The sequence below is a fragment of the Couchioplanes azureus genome (assembly GCF_014648355.1).
Lineage (GTDB): Bacteria > Actinomycetota > Actinomycetes > Mycobacteriales > Micromonosporaceae > Actinoplanes > Actinoplanes azureus.
Map to the genome: position 1 here is coordinate 171,652 of NZ_BMQY01000001.1, position 15,440 is coordinate 187,091.

Below are 15,440 nucleotides of genomic sequence, written 5' to 3' on the forward strand. Positions count from 1 at the left end.
AGGCGAGCGCGGCGGTGTCATGCTGGAGTCGTGCTCGAGGCCCTCACGGGTGGCGGCCTGGCGGCATCCGCCGGGCTGAACGCCTACATTCCCCTGCTCACCATGGGTGTGCTGGCACGGTGGACGGACGCCGTCGACCTGCCCACCGGGTGGCAGTGGCTCTCCGACGGGTGGGTGCTGACGATCCTGGCGGTGCTGCTGGCCGTCGAGGTCGTCGCCGACAAGGTGCCCGTGGTCGACCATGTGAACGACGTGGTGCAGACCGTGGTCCGGCCCACCGCGGGCGGGCTGGCGTTCGGTGCCGGGTCGTCGTCCGAGACGGTCACCGTCTCGGATCCGGGCGCGTTCTTCGGTTCGCACCAGTGGGTGCCGGTCGCGGCCGGCGTGCTCATCGCCCTGGGTGTGCACGGGCTCAAGGCCGCCTCGCGCCCGGTGGTGAACGCCACCACCGCGGGGGTCGGCGCTCCGGTCGCCAGCACGGCGGAGGACGTCACCAGCGTGCTGCTGTCGTTGCTCGCGATCCTGCTGCCGGTGCTCGTTCTGCTCGCCCTCGTGGCGCTCGTCCTTTTCGCCATGTGGGTGATCAGGCGGCGCCGGCGGCGCGGGAGGGCACGCGTGGCATCCAAGGGTATCGAGATCTAGCGCGCGTTTGGTTGACTGCCCCGGTGCCCGCGATCGCCGTACCCGCCTTCGCCCTGACGTGGTGGTTCGGGTGTTACCTCGTCGGACGGGACCCGGGCCGCGCGGTGCTGTGGCGCGCGGGTGGGGCGCTCGGCGCGTACGCGCTGGCCGTCGCCGCCTGGAGCGTCGCGCCCGGGTCCGCGGCGGCCGAGGTGCTGCTCTGCGTGCCGGCGTTGGGCTGGGCCGGCGCGCTCGCCGCGCTGCTGCCGCGCGGTGTTCCGGAGCGGCGGCTCGTCGACGTCGGCTGGGCGTACGCGTCGGCCCTGTTCCTGGTCCTCGCCGTGCTGCTGCCCGGCGTGGGCAAGCTCGTGGCCCTGGCGCCGCTGGCCGGCGCGACGGCCCTGGTGCTGCGCCACCGCGACCGGTTCCGGCCGCACCCGTTGCCGGCCGCGCTGTCCGCCACCGCCCTGATCCACGCCGTCGGCCTGGCGGTGGTGCTCGCGCCCGGCGACCTCGGCCCGCCGGAGCCGCTGATCGCCGCCCTCGGCCTCGACCTGCTGCTGTTCGGGTTTCTCATCGCCGTCGCGGACGCCGCCGAGGCCGGTGAGCGCCTGGTGCCCGACCTGCGGCGCTCGTTGTTCGCGGCGGTGGCGGCCATCCTGCTCTGCGCCGGGCCGGCGACGCTGACCCTGCTCGCCGCGCCCCGCACCGCGGCGGTCGTCGTACCGCAGTTCGTGCTGGTGGCGGTGGTGCTGGGGGCGGTCGGCCTGGCCGGGCCGGTGCGGACCGCGCTGGACCGGGTGGCGTTCCTGCACCAGGACCGGCTGCGGCTGGACCGGGCCGCGCTGCTGATGGCCGCCGAGGCGCTGCCCCGGCGGCACGAGCGGCACCGGATGATCGCGCTGGACCCGGACGAGTTCACGCGGCTGACCCGGCGCGCGCTGGAGGACTTCGGCGACACCGCCCGGCTGTTGCGCAGCCCGCTGCTCGAGCTGCCCGCGGTGGAACGGCGGCTGCGCGAGCGTGGCCCGGGTCGGGCGGAGCAGTCGCTGGTGCGGGTCGCCGAGCTGCGGGCGGTGCTGGCGGAGCAGGTCCGCAAGCTCAAGCCCGCGGCGGGTTTCGGCACCACCGAGGAGTGGCGGTGCTTCAACGCCCTGCACTACTGCCACGTGCTGGGGCTCCGGCCGTACGACCGGAGCCCGCGGACCGACAACCTGGACGGTGACGCCCTGCGCGCCCTCGAATGGTTCCGCTACGGCGTGCCGCGCGAGACGCTGGAGCGCTGGACGGCGCAGGGCGCGGACCTGGTCGCCGCCCGGCTCTGGCAGGACCTCGTGAGCGCGGATCCGCGCTGGCTGTCCCGGACGGCCGCGGGCGAGCACGTCGCGCGGACGGACCGTTCGCACACGACACGCCGCCCAGAAGGTCGGCAAACCCCTCAAACTGGCTAAAATCCCCCCACGTGGATTCGGGGGGTTGAGTGGGTAGCCACCGCAACGCGCTGGTCGCCGTCGTCCGGCAGGAGCTGGCCGAGGCGCGCGGTACCGCCCGGGCGGTGCTGGCCGCCGCCGAGTCGGCGCGCAGCGAGGCGCAACGCCGGAAGAAGCTGATCCGGGACGCCTACGCGACCTGCCTCGCCCAGCTCGCCGAGGCGCGCGACACCGCGCGCCAGGACATCCTGCGCCGCAGCCAGGCCGAGGCCGCGGCGCTCACCCGCAGCGTCGAGTCGCTGGCGGCGCTCACCGCACCCGGCGCGGCCGGGACCTCGTGGCGCTACTGGACACCCACCGAGCCCGACCGGGTGGGCCGGCCCGGGCTGCTGCGGATCGGGACGGTCGCCTACGAGGCGGGCGAGGAGCGGACCAAGCTGCCCGCCCTGGTGCCCTTCCTGGACCACGCGCACCTCAACGTGCTGGGCGACCAGCCGAGCGTCGACGGCGTCATCTCCGGGCTGCTGCTGCGCGCGCTCGGCACGACCCGTCCCGGCGACGTCCGGCTCAGCGTGTACGACCCCGAGCAGCTCGGCGGGACGCTGGCCGCGTTCGCGCCGCTGGGCAACGCCGGCCTGCTGTCGTTCGTCAGCCCCGGCGGCCTCGGCGCGACCCTCGACGACCTCGTCGAGCACATCTGCCGGGTCAACGAGAGCGTGCTGGCCGGCGAGTACGCCTCCCTGGCCGACCTCACCGGCACCGGGCCCCGCCCCGAGCCGTGGCGGGTGGTGGTGCTGCTGTTCGACCCCGCCCGCGCCGGCGACCTGACCGAGGCCCAGCGCGCCCAGCTCGACCGGGTGGTGCGCACCGGCGTGGCGTGCGGCGTACACCTCGTGGTCCGGGGTCTGGAGCTCACGCCGCATCCCACGGTGGAGCGCGTCGCGGTGCGCGGCGAGACGGCGGCTTGCGACACCACCGGCGGCCTGACGGTCCGGCTCGACGCGCCGCCGCCGGCCGAGCGGATCGCCGCCTTCTGCCGGAGCACCGCCGAGCGGCTGCGCGAGGGACCGCCGCCCGCGCGCCTCGCGGACCTCATTCCCGAGAAGATCTGGACCGAGACCTCCGCGCACGGCCTGACCGCCCCGATCGGCGACAGCACCGACGGCTCGCTGGTCTCCGTGCCGCTGGGCGACGATCCGCCGCACGCGCTGATCGGCGGGCCGTCCGGATCGGGCAAGACGAACCTGATCTATGCGTGGATCGGCTCGCTGGCGGCCCGGTACGACCCCCACGAACTCGCCCTGTACCTGCTGGACTTCAAGGAGGGCGTGTCCTTCGCCCGGTTCGCGCCCGGTCCCCGCGACCCGAGCTGGCTGCCGCAGGTCCGGCTGGCCGGCATCAACGTCAACGGCGACCGCGAGTTCGGCCTCGCGATGCTGCGCCACCTCGGCGAGGAGCTGCGCCTGCGGGCCCAGGCCGCCAAGCGGTACGAGGCCACCAAGCTCGCCGAGCTGCGCGCCGAGGACCCGCGCGGGCACTGGCCCCGGATCGTCGCGGTCATCGACGAGTTCCAGGTGCTGCTGGCCGGCCGCGACGCGCTCGCCGAGGAGGCCGTCACGCTGCTGGAAGACCTCGCCCGGCGCGGCCGCTCCCAGGGCATCCACCTCGTGCTCGCCAGCCAGGACGTGTCGGGCATCGAGGCGCTGTGGGGCCGCTCCGGCCTCATCGGACAGTTCACGCTGCGCATCGCGCTACCCAAGGCCCGCCGGATCCTGGCCGACGCCAACCTGGCCGCCGCCGTCATCCCCCGCTTCCACGCGGTCGTCAACGCCGACTCCGGGGTCGCCGGGGCCAACCACGTCGTGCGCCTGCCCGACGCCAGCGACCGGGCGATCTGGCGGCCCCTGCAGCGCAAGCTCTGGCAGGAACGGCCGGACAGCTGCGTGCCGCCACGGCTCTTCGACGGCGACGCCGTGCCGCGGCTGCCGGACGCGTACCGGCCGGCCGGGCGGGTGCCGGACAGCACCGCGGACGTCGGCTCGTCGCCCGGCGCGGTGCTCGGCGAGCGGATCGACGTCGCCGCCCGCCCGGCACGGCTGCGCCTGGGCCGGATGCCCGGGCGCAACCTGGCGGTGCTCGGCACCCGCACCGACGAGGCGTGCGACGTGCTGGCGGCCGCCGCCCTGTCGCTGGCCGCCCAGGGGCCCGCCCGGTTCAGCATCGCCTGCCTGGACGCCAGCGCCGAGCGGGCCGCCGCCCGGCTGGTCGCCGAGCTGCCCCAGGCGGACTGGTACGGCCTCGGCGACCTCGACGACCTGTTCGCCGGGCTCGCGCCGGACGGCATTCCGCACTACGTGATCGGGTACGCGTGCGACGCGGCCGGCCCGGCGTACCGCGAGCGGCTGCGCGCCCTGCTGGCCGACGGGCCGGAGCAGCGGCTGCACGTGCTCGGCTGGTGGCGCTCGGTGGCCCGGCTGCGCGACGACCTCGGCGGCATCGGCGCGCGGCTGGACACCATCGGCGCCTGGGTCGCCCTGGACGTGCAGGGCCCCGAGCTGAGCCCGCTCTCGCCGCAGCCCGGCGGTCCGCTGTGGTATCCGCGCAAGCGCCGGGCGCTGTTCTTCGACCGGTCGGTGCACCGCCATCCGGAAGTGATCATCCCGTACGAGGTGAACAGTGACCACACGTGACCGCGACTACCAGATGATGATGACGGCGCTGGCCGAGGTCGCCCGGCGGCGGGACACCGAGCTGGAGAGCGCCGAGCAGGCGTACCAGACGAGTGCGGCCCAGGCCGCGGGCGAGCTGGCCCGGGCCGAGGGGGACGCGGCCGCGGCCGACCGCTGGGCGGGGGCGGCGGCCGCCCAGGTGCTCGATGTGGACCGGGAGGCCGTGCGGCTCTGGGACCAGCTGCGCCGGGCGCCCGGCATGCGGGTCCGCGCGCTGGGCGAGGTGCCCGAGCCGGCCGCCGTCGAGGCGCTGCCCCGGGTGGCCCTGGAGCGCTCCCCCGGCTCGCCGGCGCTGGCACCGGCACCGCGCCAGTCGGCCCGGACCCTGCTGGCGCGGGCCGCCGAACGCATCGACGTGACCGTACGGCCGGCCGAGCGCCGCGCCCTGCCCCGCTGGGCACTGCCGCTGCTGCCGCTGCTCGGCGCGGTGGTCGCCGCCCTGACCGGGCTCGTGGCGGCCGGGCTGGTGACGGTCGGGAGCACCGATCTGCCGGGGGCGACGGTGATCCGCGGCCTCGGCTGGCTCGCGTTCCTGGTGGCGCCGTCGGCCGGGGTGCCGGTCGGCGCGCTGCTCGCGCACCGGCGGCTGCAGGCGCGACTCGACATCGGCGGCATCGGGTTGACCCTGCTCGGCGGCATGATCGCGGCCACCCTGCTCTCGGTCACCTTCGCATCGACGCGCTGAGTTACCCTCCCCTCCATGGGGGACGCCGCGATCGACGTGAAGGCACTGCGCAAGATCTACGGCGGCAAGGCCGCGGTCGACGGCCTGGACCTCACGGTCGCGCGCGGCGAGATCTTCGCACTGCTCGGTCCCAACGGCGCGGGAAAGACCACGACGGTCGAGATCCTCGAGGGTTACCGGAAGCGGGACGGCGGCGAGGTCCGGGTCCTGGGCGTCGATCCGGGCGCCGACAACGAGGCGAAGCGCGAGTGGCGCACCCGGGTCGGCATCGTGCTGCAGGGCACCGGCGAGTTCGACGAGCTCACGGTGGGCGAGGTGGTCTCGCACTTCGCCCGCTTCTATCCGGAGCCCGACGATCCGGCCGAGGTCATCGCGCGGGTGGGGCTCACCGGCAAGACCCGCGCGCGGACGCACACCCTCTCCGGCGGCCAGAAGCGCCGCCTCGACGTGGCGCTGGGCATCATCGGCCGCCCGGAGCTGCTCTTCCTCGACGAGCCCACCACCGGCTTCGACCCGGAGGCGCGGCGCGAGTTCTGGACCCTGATCCGCGAGCTCGCCGCCACCGGGACGACCATCGTGCTCACCACGCATTACCTGGAGGAGGCCGAGGCGCTCGCCGACCGGGTCGCCGTGATCGCCGGCGGCCGGCTGGTCGCTGTGGACACTCCGCAGCGCCTCGGGAACCGGGACGCCGCGCTGGCCACCGTCTCCTGGCGTACCCCGGAAGGGGCCTGGGAAAGCGAGCGGAGCGCGACGCCGACGGCCCTGGTCAACGAGCTGGCCCAGCGGTTCGGTGGCGAGGTCCCGGGCCTGACCGTGACCCGGCCGACGCTGGAGGACATCTACCTGGACATGATCGGAGCGGCATGAGACTCGGTGTACGCCAAGGAGTGCTGGAGATCCGGCAGTTCCTGCGCAGCCGCGAGCAGGTGGTGTTCACGCTGGCGTTCCCGGCGATCATGATCGTGGTCTTCGGCTCGATCTTCAAGGCCGACATCGGCGCGGGCGTCAGCCTCACCCAGTACTTCGTGACCGGCATGATCGCGACCGGCCTGATGACCGCCGGCTTCCAGGCGCTGGCCATCCAGATCCCGATGGAGCGCGACCGCGGGGTGCTCAAGCGCCTGCTCGGCACGCCGATGCCGCGGTGGGTCTACTTCGCCGGCAAGGTGCTGATGGTCGGCTTCATCGCGGTGCTGGAGACCGTCATCCTGCTGGCCGTCGCCACCGCCTTCTTCGGTGTGGACCTGCCGGACACCGCCGCGAAGTGGCTGACGTTCCTCTGGGTCTCCGCGCTGGGCATCACCGCGTGCACGCTGTGCGGGATCGCCTTCTCCTCGCTGGCCCGGACCGGACGCAGCGCCCCGGCGGTGGTCACCCCGGTCGCACTGATCCTGCAGTTCATCTCGGGGGTCTTCTTCGTCTTCACCGCCCTGCCCGGCTGGATGCAGAACGTGGCGTCGGTCTTCCCGCTCAAGTGGATGTGCCAGGGACTGCGCTCGGTGTTCCTGCCCGCCTCCTTCGGCTCGCAGGAGCCCAACGGCTCCTACGACCTCACGCGGGTCGCGCTGGTGCTGGGGGCGTGGTGCTTGGTGGCCCTCGTCCTGTGTCTGACCACGTTCCGATGGACCACCAAGCGCGACGGTTGAGTCAGGTGCCCGGTCAGGCTTCGTAGGTGTAGAAGCCGCGGCCGGTCTTGCGGCCCAGGTCGCCCGCGGTGACCATGCGCTGCAGCAGTTCCGGCGGGAAGAACTTCTCGTCCGCGGTGTCGCGGTAGATGTTGTTCGCGGCGTTGAGCATCACGTCGAGGCCGGTCATGTCGAGGGTGGCCAGCGGGCCCATGGTGTGACCGAAGCCCAGCTTCATCACGGTGTCCAGGTCCGCCGCGGAGACGACGCCCGACTCGACCAGCTTGATCGCCTCGACCAGCAGCGCCGAGAAGAGCCGGTTGGAGACGAAGCCGGCCACGTCGCGCTTCACCTCGACGCAGGTCTTGCCGACCTCCTCGGCGAAGTTGCGGGCGGCGGCCAGCGTCTCGTCCGAGGTCTGGTAGCCCCGGACCAGCTCCACCAGCTTCATCATCGGCACCGGCGAGAAGAAGTGGATGCCGACCACGGCCTCCGGCCGCTCGGTCACCGCGGCGATCTGGGTGATCGGGATGGCGGAGGTGTTGGTGCCGAGCACGGCGCCCGGCTTGCAGATCTTGTCGAGGGCCCGGAAGACCTCGTGCTTGACCTCGATCCGCTCGAAGATCGCCTCGACCACGACGTCGGCGTCGGCGGCCGCCTCCAGCTCGGTCGTGGTGGTGATCCGGGCGACGGTGGCGTCCGCGTCCTCCTGCGTGATCTTGCCCTTGGCGGCGAAGCGCCCCAGCGAGTCCCTGATCGCCGAGACGCCGCGCTGCAGCGAGGACTCGTCCAGGTCGCGCATGGTGACCTGCCATCCCGCCTGCGCCGCCACCTGGGCGATACCGGAACCCATCAGACCGGAGCCGATGACCGCGAGCCGACCCGCCATGTGTGCCTCTCCTTCTGTGTGTCTCACTCGTCTTCGAGCGTGCCCCCAGACTAGCCGGAGCGCTTAACGGAGGCTCAGGGCTCTCTATCGGGGCAAATCCCCGGAAAAGCGGTCTCACCTTTGCCAGACTTGTGCTCATGCCACCAAGCGACGGCTGGTACCTCCTCGGGCCCTTCATCGCCGTCGCGCTCGTCGGTTTCCTCGGCGCGATCTTCTGGCGGATGGGCCTGCAATGGACCCGGGCCGGCGAGGATCCCCTGCGGGAGTTCTACGACGGCCTCACCATCTTCGACCACGGGGAGGACTACGGACTGCTCTGTCCGGCCGCGGCCACCCGCGACCCGGTCATCGCGGAGGAGATCCGCGCGCTGCTGCGGGCGGCGGGCATCCGCTCGACCTCGGCCACCCGCCCGGACGGGCGCCTGGTGGTGCTCGTCTTTCCCGAGGCGGTCGAGGAGGCCCGGCGCCTGGTCGGTGGCTCGCCCGCGCTCTGAGCGCGCCGCGGAGGCCGCCCGCTAGGAGAAGTCGAAGGTCGGCTCGGTGACCACGGCCCGTTCCACCTCGACGCCGAGGTTCGCCAGGTCGGAGACGAAGTCGGGATAACCCCGGTCGATGTGGTGCACCTCACCGACCTCGGTGACGCCGTCCGCGCACAGCCCCGCGATCACCAGGCCGGCGCCGGCCCGGATGTCGGTCGCCCGCACCGGGGCGCCGGAGAGACGCTCACGGCCGTTGGTCACGGCATGGTGGCCATCGGTACGGATGTCCGCACCCAGCCGCACCATCTCGTTCACGAACATGAACCGGCCGTCGAAGATGTTCTCGGTGATCAGCGACGAACCGGAGCTCACCGCCGCCAGGCCGAGGGCCATCGGCAACAGGTCGGTCGCGAAACCCGGGTACGGCAGGGTCACGATGTCGACGGCCTTCGGGCGGTCGTCCATCCGTACGCGGAAGCAGTTGTCGCCCGGCTCCACCACCGCGCCCGCCGAGACCAGCTTGTCGAGGGCGATCTCCAGATACTCCGGGCGTACGCCGTGGACGGTCACGTCGCCGCGGGTCATGGCGGTGGCGAACGCCCACGTGCCCCCGACGATCCGGTCGCCGACGGTGGCGTGCCGGATCGGTTTCAGCGCGTCCACGCCCTCGATGGTGAGCGTCGACGTGCCCGCGCCCTCGATGCGCGCACCCATCGTGGTGAGCATCTGACAGATGTCCACGATCTCCGGCTCCCGGGCCGCGTTGTCGATCTCGGTGACGCCCTTGGCGAGCACCGCCGCCATCAGGATGTTCTCGGTGGCGCCGACGCTGGGGAAGTCGAGCCAGATCTTCGCGCCCCGGAGCCCGTTCGGCGCGGAGGCGATGACGAAGCCGTGCTCGCCGGTGATCTGCGCGCCCAGCCGCGCCAGGCCGGCGACGTGCATGTCCAGGCCCCGCGAACCGATCATGTCGCCGCCGGGCAGCGCCACCCGCACGTAGCCGCGCCGGGCCAGCAGGGGCCCCAGCACGCAGATCGACGCCCGCAGGCGCCGGACCAGGTCGTAGTCCGCCTCGCTGCCGGGCTCGGCCGGCACGTCGATGAGCGCCTCGCCACCGTCGAAGGACACGCCGCAGCCGAGCCGCCGCAGCACCTCACCCATGATCGCGACATCGGTGATCCGGGGGACGTTCGCCACGACAGTGCGCCCCTCGGCGAGCAGCGCGACCGCCATCAGCTTGAGAGCGGAGTTCTTCGCCCCGACCACCGTCACATCGCCGGCGAGACGCGCGCCGCCCTTGACCCTGATGACATCCACGCGGGCCATCGTATGGGGCGAGCCGCGCCCGCCTCCGTAGGGTGGGGGCCATGGCCGTGCATCTCACCCGCATTTACACCCGCACCGGCGACGCCGGAACGACCCGCCTCGGCAACAACGAGGTGGCCCCGAAGACCGACCCGCGGATCGTCGCGTACGCCGACGTGGACGAGTGCAACGCCGCCCTCGGCGTGGCGCTCGCCCTGGGCTCCCTCGCGCCGGACGTCCGCAGCGTGCTGACCGCGGTGCAGAACGACCTCTTCGACGTGGGAGCCGACCTGTGCAACCCGTTGAGCGACGACCCGCCGTACCCGCCGCTGCGCGTCAAGGAGACGTACGTGACCCGCCTCGAGGGCTGGTGCGACGAGTACAACGAGCAGCTTCCTGCGCTCGACTCCTTCGTCCTGCCCGGGGGAACGCCCGGAGCGGCCCTGCTGCACGTGGCGCGCACGGTGGCCCGGCGCGCGGAGCGCTCGGCGTGGACGCTCGTCGAGGCGGACCCGGAGCGCACCGGACCGCTGCCCGCGAAGTATCTGAACCGGCTGTCGGACCTGCTCTTCATCCTCGCCCGCACGGCCAACGGCACGGCCGGCGACGTCAAGTGGGTCCCCGGCGGCACCGCCTCCTGAACAGGCACTCCGGGGCCGCCGGGCCGGTTCGCCCGGCGGCCGCGGGGCCGCTTGCGCCCATCAGCGCCGCCGCCCGCCGTCCGTAGCCGGTTCCCGTTCATCACCGCTGGCCGCTCGCCGCCCGGCGCCGCCTCCCCGCCGTCCATCGACGCGAGCCTAGGATCGCGGCCCTCAGCACGGACCGCGTGCTTTCCACCCCAGCCGCGGCCGGAGCGCGCAGCGGTATGCGAGGCAGTTACCGCCGCGGCGAGCGAAAGCGTGCGGGGAGACCTCCCGGCAGGGCTGGCAACAGCATGCGGGGCCGACCTTCGGCAGGGCGAGCGACAGCATGCGGGGCCGGGCCCCCGGGGCGGCCAACGACAGCGCGGCCTGTTCCCGGCTAGGCGGACGACACCGGCGCGGCGAGCGGCGGCGTGCCGGGTCAGTTCTCGGCGGGGCGGGGGCTGATCGCCGGGCGGGGGGCGACGGTGCCCGGCTGGCCGGGCGGGCCGGCCTCGAGCCAGGAGAGGAAGCCGGTGACCGTCGACTCGGCCATGGCTATCTCGATGTCGCTGCCGGCCTGCCGGCACAGCAGCACGACCCAGTGGTGTGGCATGGTCAGCCGCTCGGGGCCCTCCGGCACCCGCCGGCGGCACACGTCGAGGGCGCGGCGGTCGAGGACGCGCTTGGGGCGGACGGCGAAGCTGAAGAACCGGTGGAAGCGCAGCTCGTCGCCGACGAACTGGCCGATCCCCGCCGACCAGCCGCGGCCCGGGACCAGCGTGTTGACCCGGACCTGGACGCGAATGGTGCCGCCGCCGGCCATGAGCAGGCGGCGGCGGAAGAAGACGGCGAAGAGGAGGGCGAGCAGCGCGACGACGCAGATTCCGACGATCGACAGAACCCGCATCGCGCGTCGTCAGTGCGCGTCGGGAGTGGCGGCGGTCGCGCTCTCGGCGAGGACCGTCACGCCGTCCGCGTCGACGGAGAGGAAGCCACCGGCGACGTCGTAGGTGAGCTGCTCACCACCGGCCAGCTTGACCCGCACCTGGGACGGCTCCTTGAGCAGGCCGAGGAGCGGGGAGTGACCGGGCAGGACGCCGAGCTCACCCTCGGTGGTGCGCGCGACGACCATCTCGGCGTCGCCGGACCAGACCTTCTCCTCGACGGCGACGACCTGGACGTGCAACTGCTTGGCCACGCTGTCTCCTTGTAAGCCTGCGGAATCTTGCGATTCCTCTGGGGGTGAAGTCTAAACGGCCGGGTGACACGCCGGTGCCCCGGGTGGCAACCGCCACTCTGCGGGAATGGTCAGAACTTCTGCAGGAAGCTCGGGTTGTCGACGAGGAACGCCGCCACGGAGTCGTCCCGCAGGGCCGCGAAGAAGTCGTTGGCGGCGGGCTCCAGCGCCTCGCCGATGTACGGCCCGCCACCGTTGGCGGCGCCACCGGGCAGCTTCACGAGGGCCATGTCGTCGGATCGCAGGTTGCGCAGCGCCAGGCCCCAGTCGACCACGCTGTGGCCGTTGCCGTCGAAGATGAGCGCGTCGCCCGCGGCCCGCAGCACCTGGTCGAGCTTGAGCGGGTTGGTGACCACGTCCTTGCTCAGTGCCTGCTCGGCCATGGCCTTGATGAACTGCTGCTGGTGCCGCTGCCGGTCGTAGTCGACGCGGGGCAGGCCGTAGCGCTGGCGTACGTAGTCGAGCGCCTGCCAGCCCTCGAGGTGGTAGGTGCCCTTCTTGTATTCGGCCTGCGGCCCGATGTACGGGTGCTCGCAGCTGTGGTCGGCGCACTCGGGCCTGCGGTCGCGGGGCTTGCCGTTCGGCTTGAGGTGCTCCGACTTCACGTCCTGGTCGATCGTCATGGTGACGCCGCCCATGGCGTCGACGATGTCCTTGAAGCCGTGGAAGTTGATGATCGCCCCGGCGTCGAACTTCTTGATGCCGGTGAGCTTGCCGACCGTCTTGGCGAGCAGCGCGAAGCCCTGTGCCGCGTCGAACTTGCCGTTGCCGAGCCTGCTGCCGTACGACATGGCGGCGTTGATTCTCTCGGTGCTGCCCTGGAAGCCGGCCTGGGGGAACGGCGGGATCTCCACCCGCAGGTCGCGCGGGATGGAGAAGAGGTACGCCTGCCTCAGCCCTGCGGGGATGTGCACGACGATGATCGAGTCGGAGAGCGGCGCGCTGTTCTCGTCCCGCGGGTCGATGCCCACGAGCAGGATGTTGACCGGTCCCTTGATGTCGCTGACCGGCTCCTTCTCCTCACCCTCCGGAGCCTCGAAGAGCGTCTCCTGCTTCACCGCGCCGGCGTAGCGGGCGACGAGCGCCTGGCTCGTGATGATCGCGCCGCCACTGAGGACCATGAGGACGCACCCGAGGATCGCGCACAGCCGCGCCCACAGCGGCGACCGCCGCTTGGGCTCGGGCTTGGCTTTCCCGGGTTTCTCGCTCTTCGCCACTCGTTCCCCAACTGTCGTCGATGGTTCTCATCCGCGACCAGAGGAGCCATGATCGCAGGGCGGCGCCACCGGCATCGCCAAAGGATATCCGAACAAGACAAGAATCCTTCGCGTCCGGACGCCCGCACCACTGCGGTGACAAACGGGCATAACGGGCGCCAGGAAACGGACGGGGCCGCCCCGACCTGTGTCGGAGCGGCCCCGTGACGCGGATGGTGCGAAGGTCAGCCCTTCATGAGCTCGTGCGCGTTGCGCTCGAGGTCCTCGAGGCCACCGCACATGAAGAAGGCCTGCTCGGGGAACGAGTCGTACTCGCCCTCGCTGATCTTCTTGAACGCCTCGATGGTCTCCTTCAGCGGGACCGTCGAGCCGGGAACGCCGGTGAACTGCTCGGCGGCGTACGTGTTCTGCGAGAGGAAGCGCTCGATGCGGCGGGCCCGCTGCACCGTGACCTTGTCCTCCTCGGAGAGCTCGTCCATACCGAGGATGGCGATGATGTCCTGCAGGTCCTTGTACTTCTGCAGGATCCGCTGCACCTCGCGGGCGACCGCGTAGTGCTCGGCACCGACGAACTCGGGCGCCAGGATCCGCGAGCTGGAGGCCAGCGGGTCCACGGCGGGGTAGATGCCCTTGTCGGAGATCGACCGCTCGAGGTTGGTGGTCGCGTCCAGGTGGGCGAAGGTGGTCGCCGGCGCCGGGTCGGTGTAGTCGTCCGCGGGCACGTAGATCGCCTGCAGCGAGGTGATCGCCTTGCCGCGGACCGAGGTGATCCGCTCCTGCAGCTCGCCCATCTCGTCGGCCAGCGTGGGCTGGTAGCCCACGGCGGACGGCATGCGGCCGAGCAGGGTGGACACCTCGGAGCCGGCCTGGGTGAACCGGAAGATGTTGTCGATGAAGAGCAGCACCTCCTGGTTCTGGACGTCCCGGAAGTACTCCGCCATGGTCAGGGCGGTCAGGGCGACGCGCAGGCGGGTACCCGGCGGCTCGTCCATCTGGCCGAAGACCAGCGCGGTCTTGTCGAGCACGCCACCCTCGTCCATCTCGAGGATGAGGTCGTTGCCCTCGCGGGTGCGCTCACCCACGCCGGCGAACACCGACGTACCACCGAAGTTGCGGGCGACGCGGATGATCATCTCCTGGATGAGCACGGTCTTGCCCACGCCCGCGCCGCCGAACAGGCCGATCTTGCCACCGCGCACGTACGGCGCGAGCAGGTCGAGCACCTTGATGCCGGTCTCCAGCATCTCGGTCTTCGGCTCGAGGGCCGCGAACTCCGGGGGCTTGCGGTGGATCGGCCAGCGCTCGGTGACCTGGATCGAGCCCGGGTCCACGTTGAGCACCTCGCCGAGGGCGTTGAACACGTGGCCCTTGGTCACGTCGCCGACGGGCACCGAGATCGGCGCGCCGGTGTCGCGGACCTCGGCGCCCCGGACCAGACCGTCGGTCGGCTGCATCGAGATGGCGCGGACCATGTTGTCGCCCAGGTGCTGGGCGATCTCCAGGGTCAGCGTCTTGGTGCCCTCGGAGAGGGTCACGTCGACGTGCAGCGCGTTGAAGATCTCGGGCATCGCGTCCCGCGGGAACTCCGCGTCGACGACCGGGCCGATGACCCGGACGACGCGGCCGACACCGGTCTCCGTCTTGGTGGGCTCAGCTACAGCAGTCATCACACATCACTTCCCGCTGCGGACAGCGCCTCGACGCCGCCGACGATTTCACTGATTTCCTGGGTGATCGCGGCCTGACGCGCGGAGTTCATCTCGCGCGTGTACCGCTTGAGCAGGTCGTCGGCGTTGTCCGACGCGCTCTTCATCGCCCGGCGCCGCGACGCCGACTCGCTCGCCGCCGAGTCCAGCAACGCCGCGTAGATCCGCGTGTTGAGGTACTTGGGCAGCAGCGCGTTCAGCAGCTCCTCGGCCTCGGGCTCGAACTCGTACGCCGGACGCAGCCCGGGCTCGCGCTCGCGCTCCTCGACCTGCATCGGCGCCAGGAATCGCGCCTCCGCGGTCTGGGTCATGAGCGACTTGAACTGCGTGCTGACGATGTGCAGCTCGTCCACACCCTGGATGCCGTCCGGGCCGTGGTTCGCGTCCGTGTCGTCCGCGCCGGCGACGAACGCCTCCAGCAGGGACTCGCCGATGCGCCGGGCGTCCTCGAAGGAGGGCCGCTCGGAGAAGCCCGTCCAGCTCGCCTCGATCGGCCGGTTGCGGAACTTGTAGTAACCGACACCCTTGCGGCCGACGATGTACAGCGCCACGTCCTTGCCGTCCTCCCGCAGCCGGGAGATCAGCTGCTCGGCGGTGCGGATCGCGTTGGCGTTGTAGGCGCCGGCCAGGCCCCGGTCGCTGGTGATCAGCAGGACACCCGCGCGCCGCACCCGCTCACGCGGCTGCAGCAGCGGGTTGTCGACCGACGCGTTGGAGGCCAGCGCCGTGAGGACCCGCGTGATCGCCTCGGAGTACGGCTTGGAGGCGGCGACCCGCTCCTGAGCCTTGGCGATCCGGCTGGTGGCGACCAGCTCCTGCGCCTTGGCGATCTTCTTGGTCGACCGGACGGTGCGGATGCGCCGCCGGAGGGCCTGTACCTGACCGGCCATG

Annotated in this window: 15 protein-coding genes; 8 read left to right on the forward strand and 7 right to left on the reverse strand. The window is 72.2% G+C overall.

Features of this window, described 5'->3' with window-relative positions:
• The first annotated feature begins 30 nt into the window (after window positions 1–30).
• Genes IEY99_RS00790 through IEY99_RS00815 form a run of 6 tightly spaced genes read left to right on the forward strand, consistent with a single transcriptional unit; the run spans window position 31 to window position 7,114 of the window.
• Window positions 31–642, forward strand: coding sequence for a DUF4126 domain-containing protein (locus tag IEY99_RS00790; RefSeq protein WP_189198730.1), 612 nt, complete (start codon window positions 31–33; stop codon window positions 640–642).
• A 23-nt stretch (window positions 643–665) separates the two neighbouring features.
• Complete coding sequence (locus IEY99_RS00795) at window positions 666–2,072, forward strand: hypothetical protein (protein ID WP_189198731.1); 1,407 nt, start codon at window positions 666–668, stop codon at window positions 2,070–2,072.
• Window positions 2,073–2,101: 29 nt separating this feature from the next.
• Entirely contained in the window at window positions 2,102–4,741 is a 2,640-nt protein-coding gene (locus IEY99_RS00800) for an FtsK/SpoIIIE domain-containing protein (RefSeq protein WP_189198732.1), read from the forward strand.
• Window positions 4,728–5,465, forward strand: a complete 738-nt coding sequence (locus IEY99_RS00805) for a hypothetical protein (protein ID WP_189198733.1) — start codon at window positions 4,728–4,730, stop codon at window positions 5,463–5,465. The genes IEY99_RS00800 and IEY99_RS00805 overlap by 14 nt, the downstream gene beginning before the upstream one ends.
• A gap of 15 nt (window positions 5,466–5,480) precedes the next feature.
• Window positions 5,481–6,335 (forward strand): ABC transporter ATP-binding protein, encoded by an 855-nt coding sequence (locus IEY99_RS00810; protein WP_189198734.1) that lies wholly within the window; start codon window positions 5,481–5,483, stop codon window positions 6,333–6,335.
• A complete protein-coding gene (locus IEY99_RS00815; protein WP_189198735.1) occupies window positions 6,332–7,114 on the forward strand; it encodes an ABC transporter permease in 783 nt (260 codons plus the stop codon). The genes IEY99_RS00810 and IEY99_RS00815 overlap by 4 nt, the downstream gene beginning before the upstream one ends.
• Before the next feature lie 13 nt (window positions 7,115–7,127).
• On the opposite strand, the gene IEY99_RS00820 is transcribed toward IEY99_RS00815, so the two are convergent.
• On the reverse strand, window positions 7,128–7,982 hold the full coding sequence (locus IEY99_RS00820; RefSeq protein WP_189198736.1) for a 3-hydroxyacyl-CoA dehydrogenase family protein: 855 nt from the start codon (window positions 7,980–7,982) through the stop codon (window positions 7,128–7,130).
• A 137-nt stretch (window positions 7,983–8,119) separates the two neighbouring features.
• Here IEY99_RS00820 and IEY99_RS00825 point away from each other — a divergent pair, with 137 nt between their 5' ends.
• Window positions 8,120–8,476, forward strand: coding sequence for a hypothetical protein (locus tag IEY99_RS00825; RefSeq protein ID WP_189198737.1), 357 nt, complete (start codon window positions 8,120–8,122; stop codon window positions 8,474–8,476).
• Between the two features lie 21 nt (window positions 8,477–8,497).
• Here the strand turns inward: IEY99_RS00825 and murA are convergent, their stop codons facing one another.
• On the reverse strand, window positions 8,498–9,787 hold the full coding sequence (gene murA, locus IEY99_RS00830) for a UDP-N-acetylglucosamine 1-carboxyvinyltransferase (RefSeq protein WP_189198738.1): 1,290 nt from the start codon (window positions 9,785–9,787) through the stop codon (window positions 8,498–8,500).
• A 41-nt stretch (window positions 9,788–9,828) separates the two neighbouring features.
• Here murA and IEY99_RS00835 point away from each other — a divergent pair, with 41 nt between their 5' ends.
• Window positions 9,829–10,407 (forward strand): cob(I)yrinic acid a,c-diamide adenosyltransferase, encoded by a 579-nt coding sequence (locus IEY99_RS00835; protein ID WP_189198739.1) that lies wholly within the window; start codon window positions 9,829–9,831, stop codon window positions 10,405–10,407.
• Window positions 10,408–10,828: 421 nt separating this feature from the next.
• Here the strand turns inward: IEY99_RS00835 and IEY99_RS00840 are convergent, their stop codons facing one another.
• The 5 genes from IEY99_RS00840 to IEY99_RS00860 all read right to left on the reverse strand — a co-directional run bounded on the left by IEY99_RS00840 (window position 10,829) and on the right by IEY99_RS00860 (window position 15,439).
• Window positions 10,829–11,296, reverse strand: coding sequence for a DUF2550 domain-containing protein (locus tag IEY99_RS00840; RefSeq protein ID WP_189198740.1), 468 nt, complete (start codon window positions 11,294–11,296; stop codon window positions 10,829–10,831).
• 9 nt (window positions 11,297–11,305) lie between these two features.
• The gene (locus IEY99_RS00845) at window positions 11,306–11,587 is read right to left on the reverse strand and encodes a F0F1 ATP synthase subunit epsilon (protein ID WP_071803832.1); all 282 of its coding nucleotides are present in this window, start codon (window positions 11,585–11,587) and stop codon (window positions 11,306–11,308) included.
• Window positions 11,588–11,697: 110 nt separating this feature from the next.
• The gene (locus tag IEY99_RS00850) at window positions 11,698–12,843 is read right to left on the reverse strand and encodes an LCP family protein (RefSeq protein ID WP_229797966.1); all 1,146 of its coding nucleotides are present in this window, start codon (window positions 12,841–12,843) and stop codon (window positions 11,698–11,700) included.
• A gap of 224 nt (window positions 12,844–13,067) precedes the next feature.
• Complete coding sequence (gene atpD / locus IEY99_RS00855; protein WP_373293264.1) at window positions 13,068–14,510, reverse strand: F0F1 ATP synthase subunit beta; 1,443 nt, start codon at window positions 14,508–14,510, stop codon at window positions 13,068–13,070.
• Entirely contained in the window at window positions 14,510–15,439 is a 930-nt protein-coding gene (locus tag IEY99_RS00860; RefSeq protein WP_189198742.1) for a F0F1 ATP synthase subunit gamma, read from the reverse strand. The genes atpD and IEY99_RS00860 overlap by 1 nt, the downstream gene beginning before the upstream one ends.
• Window position 15,440: the final 1 nt, after the last annotated feature.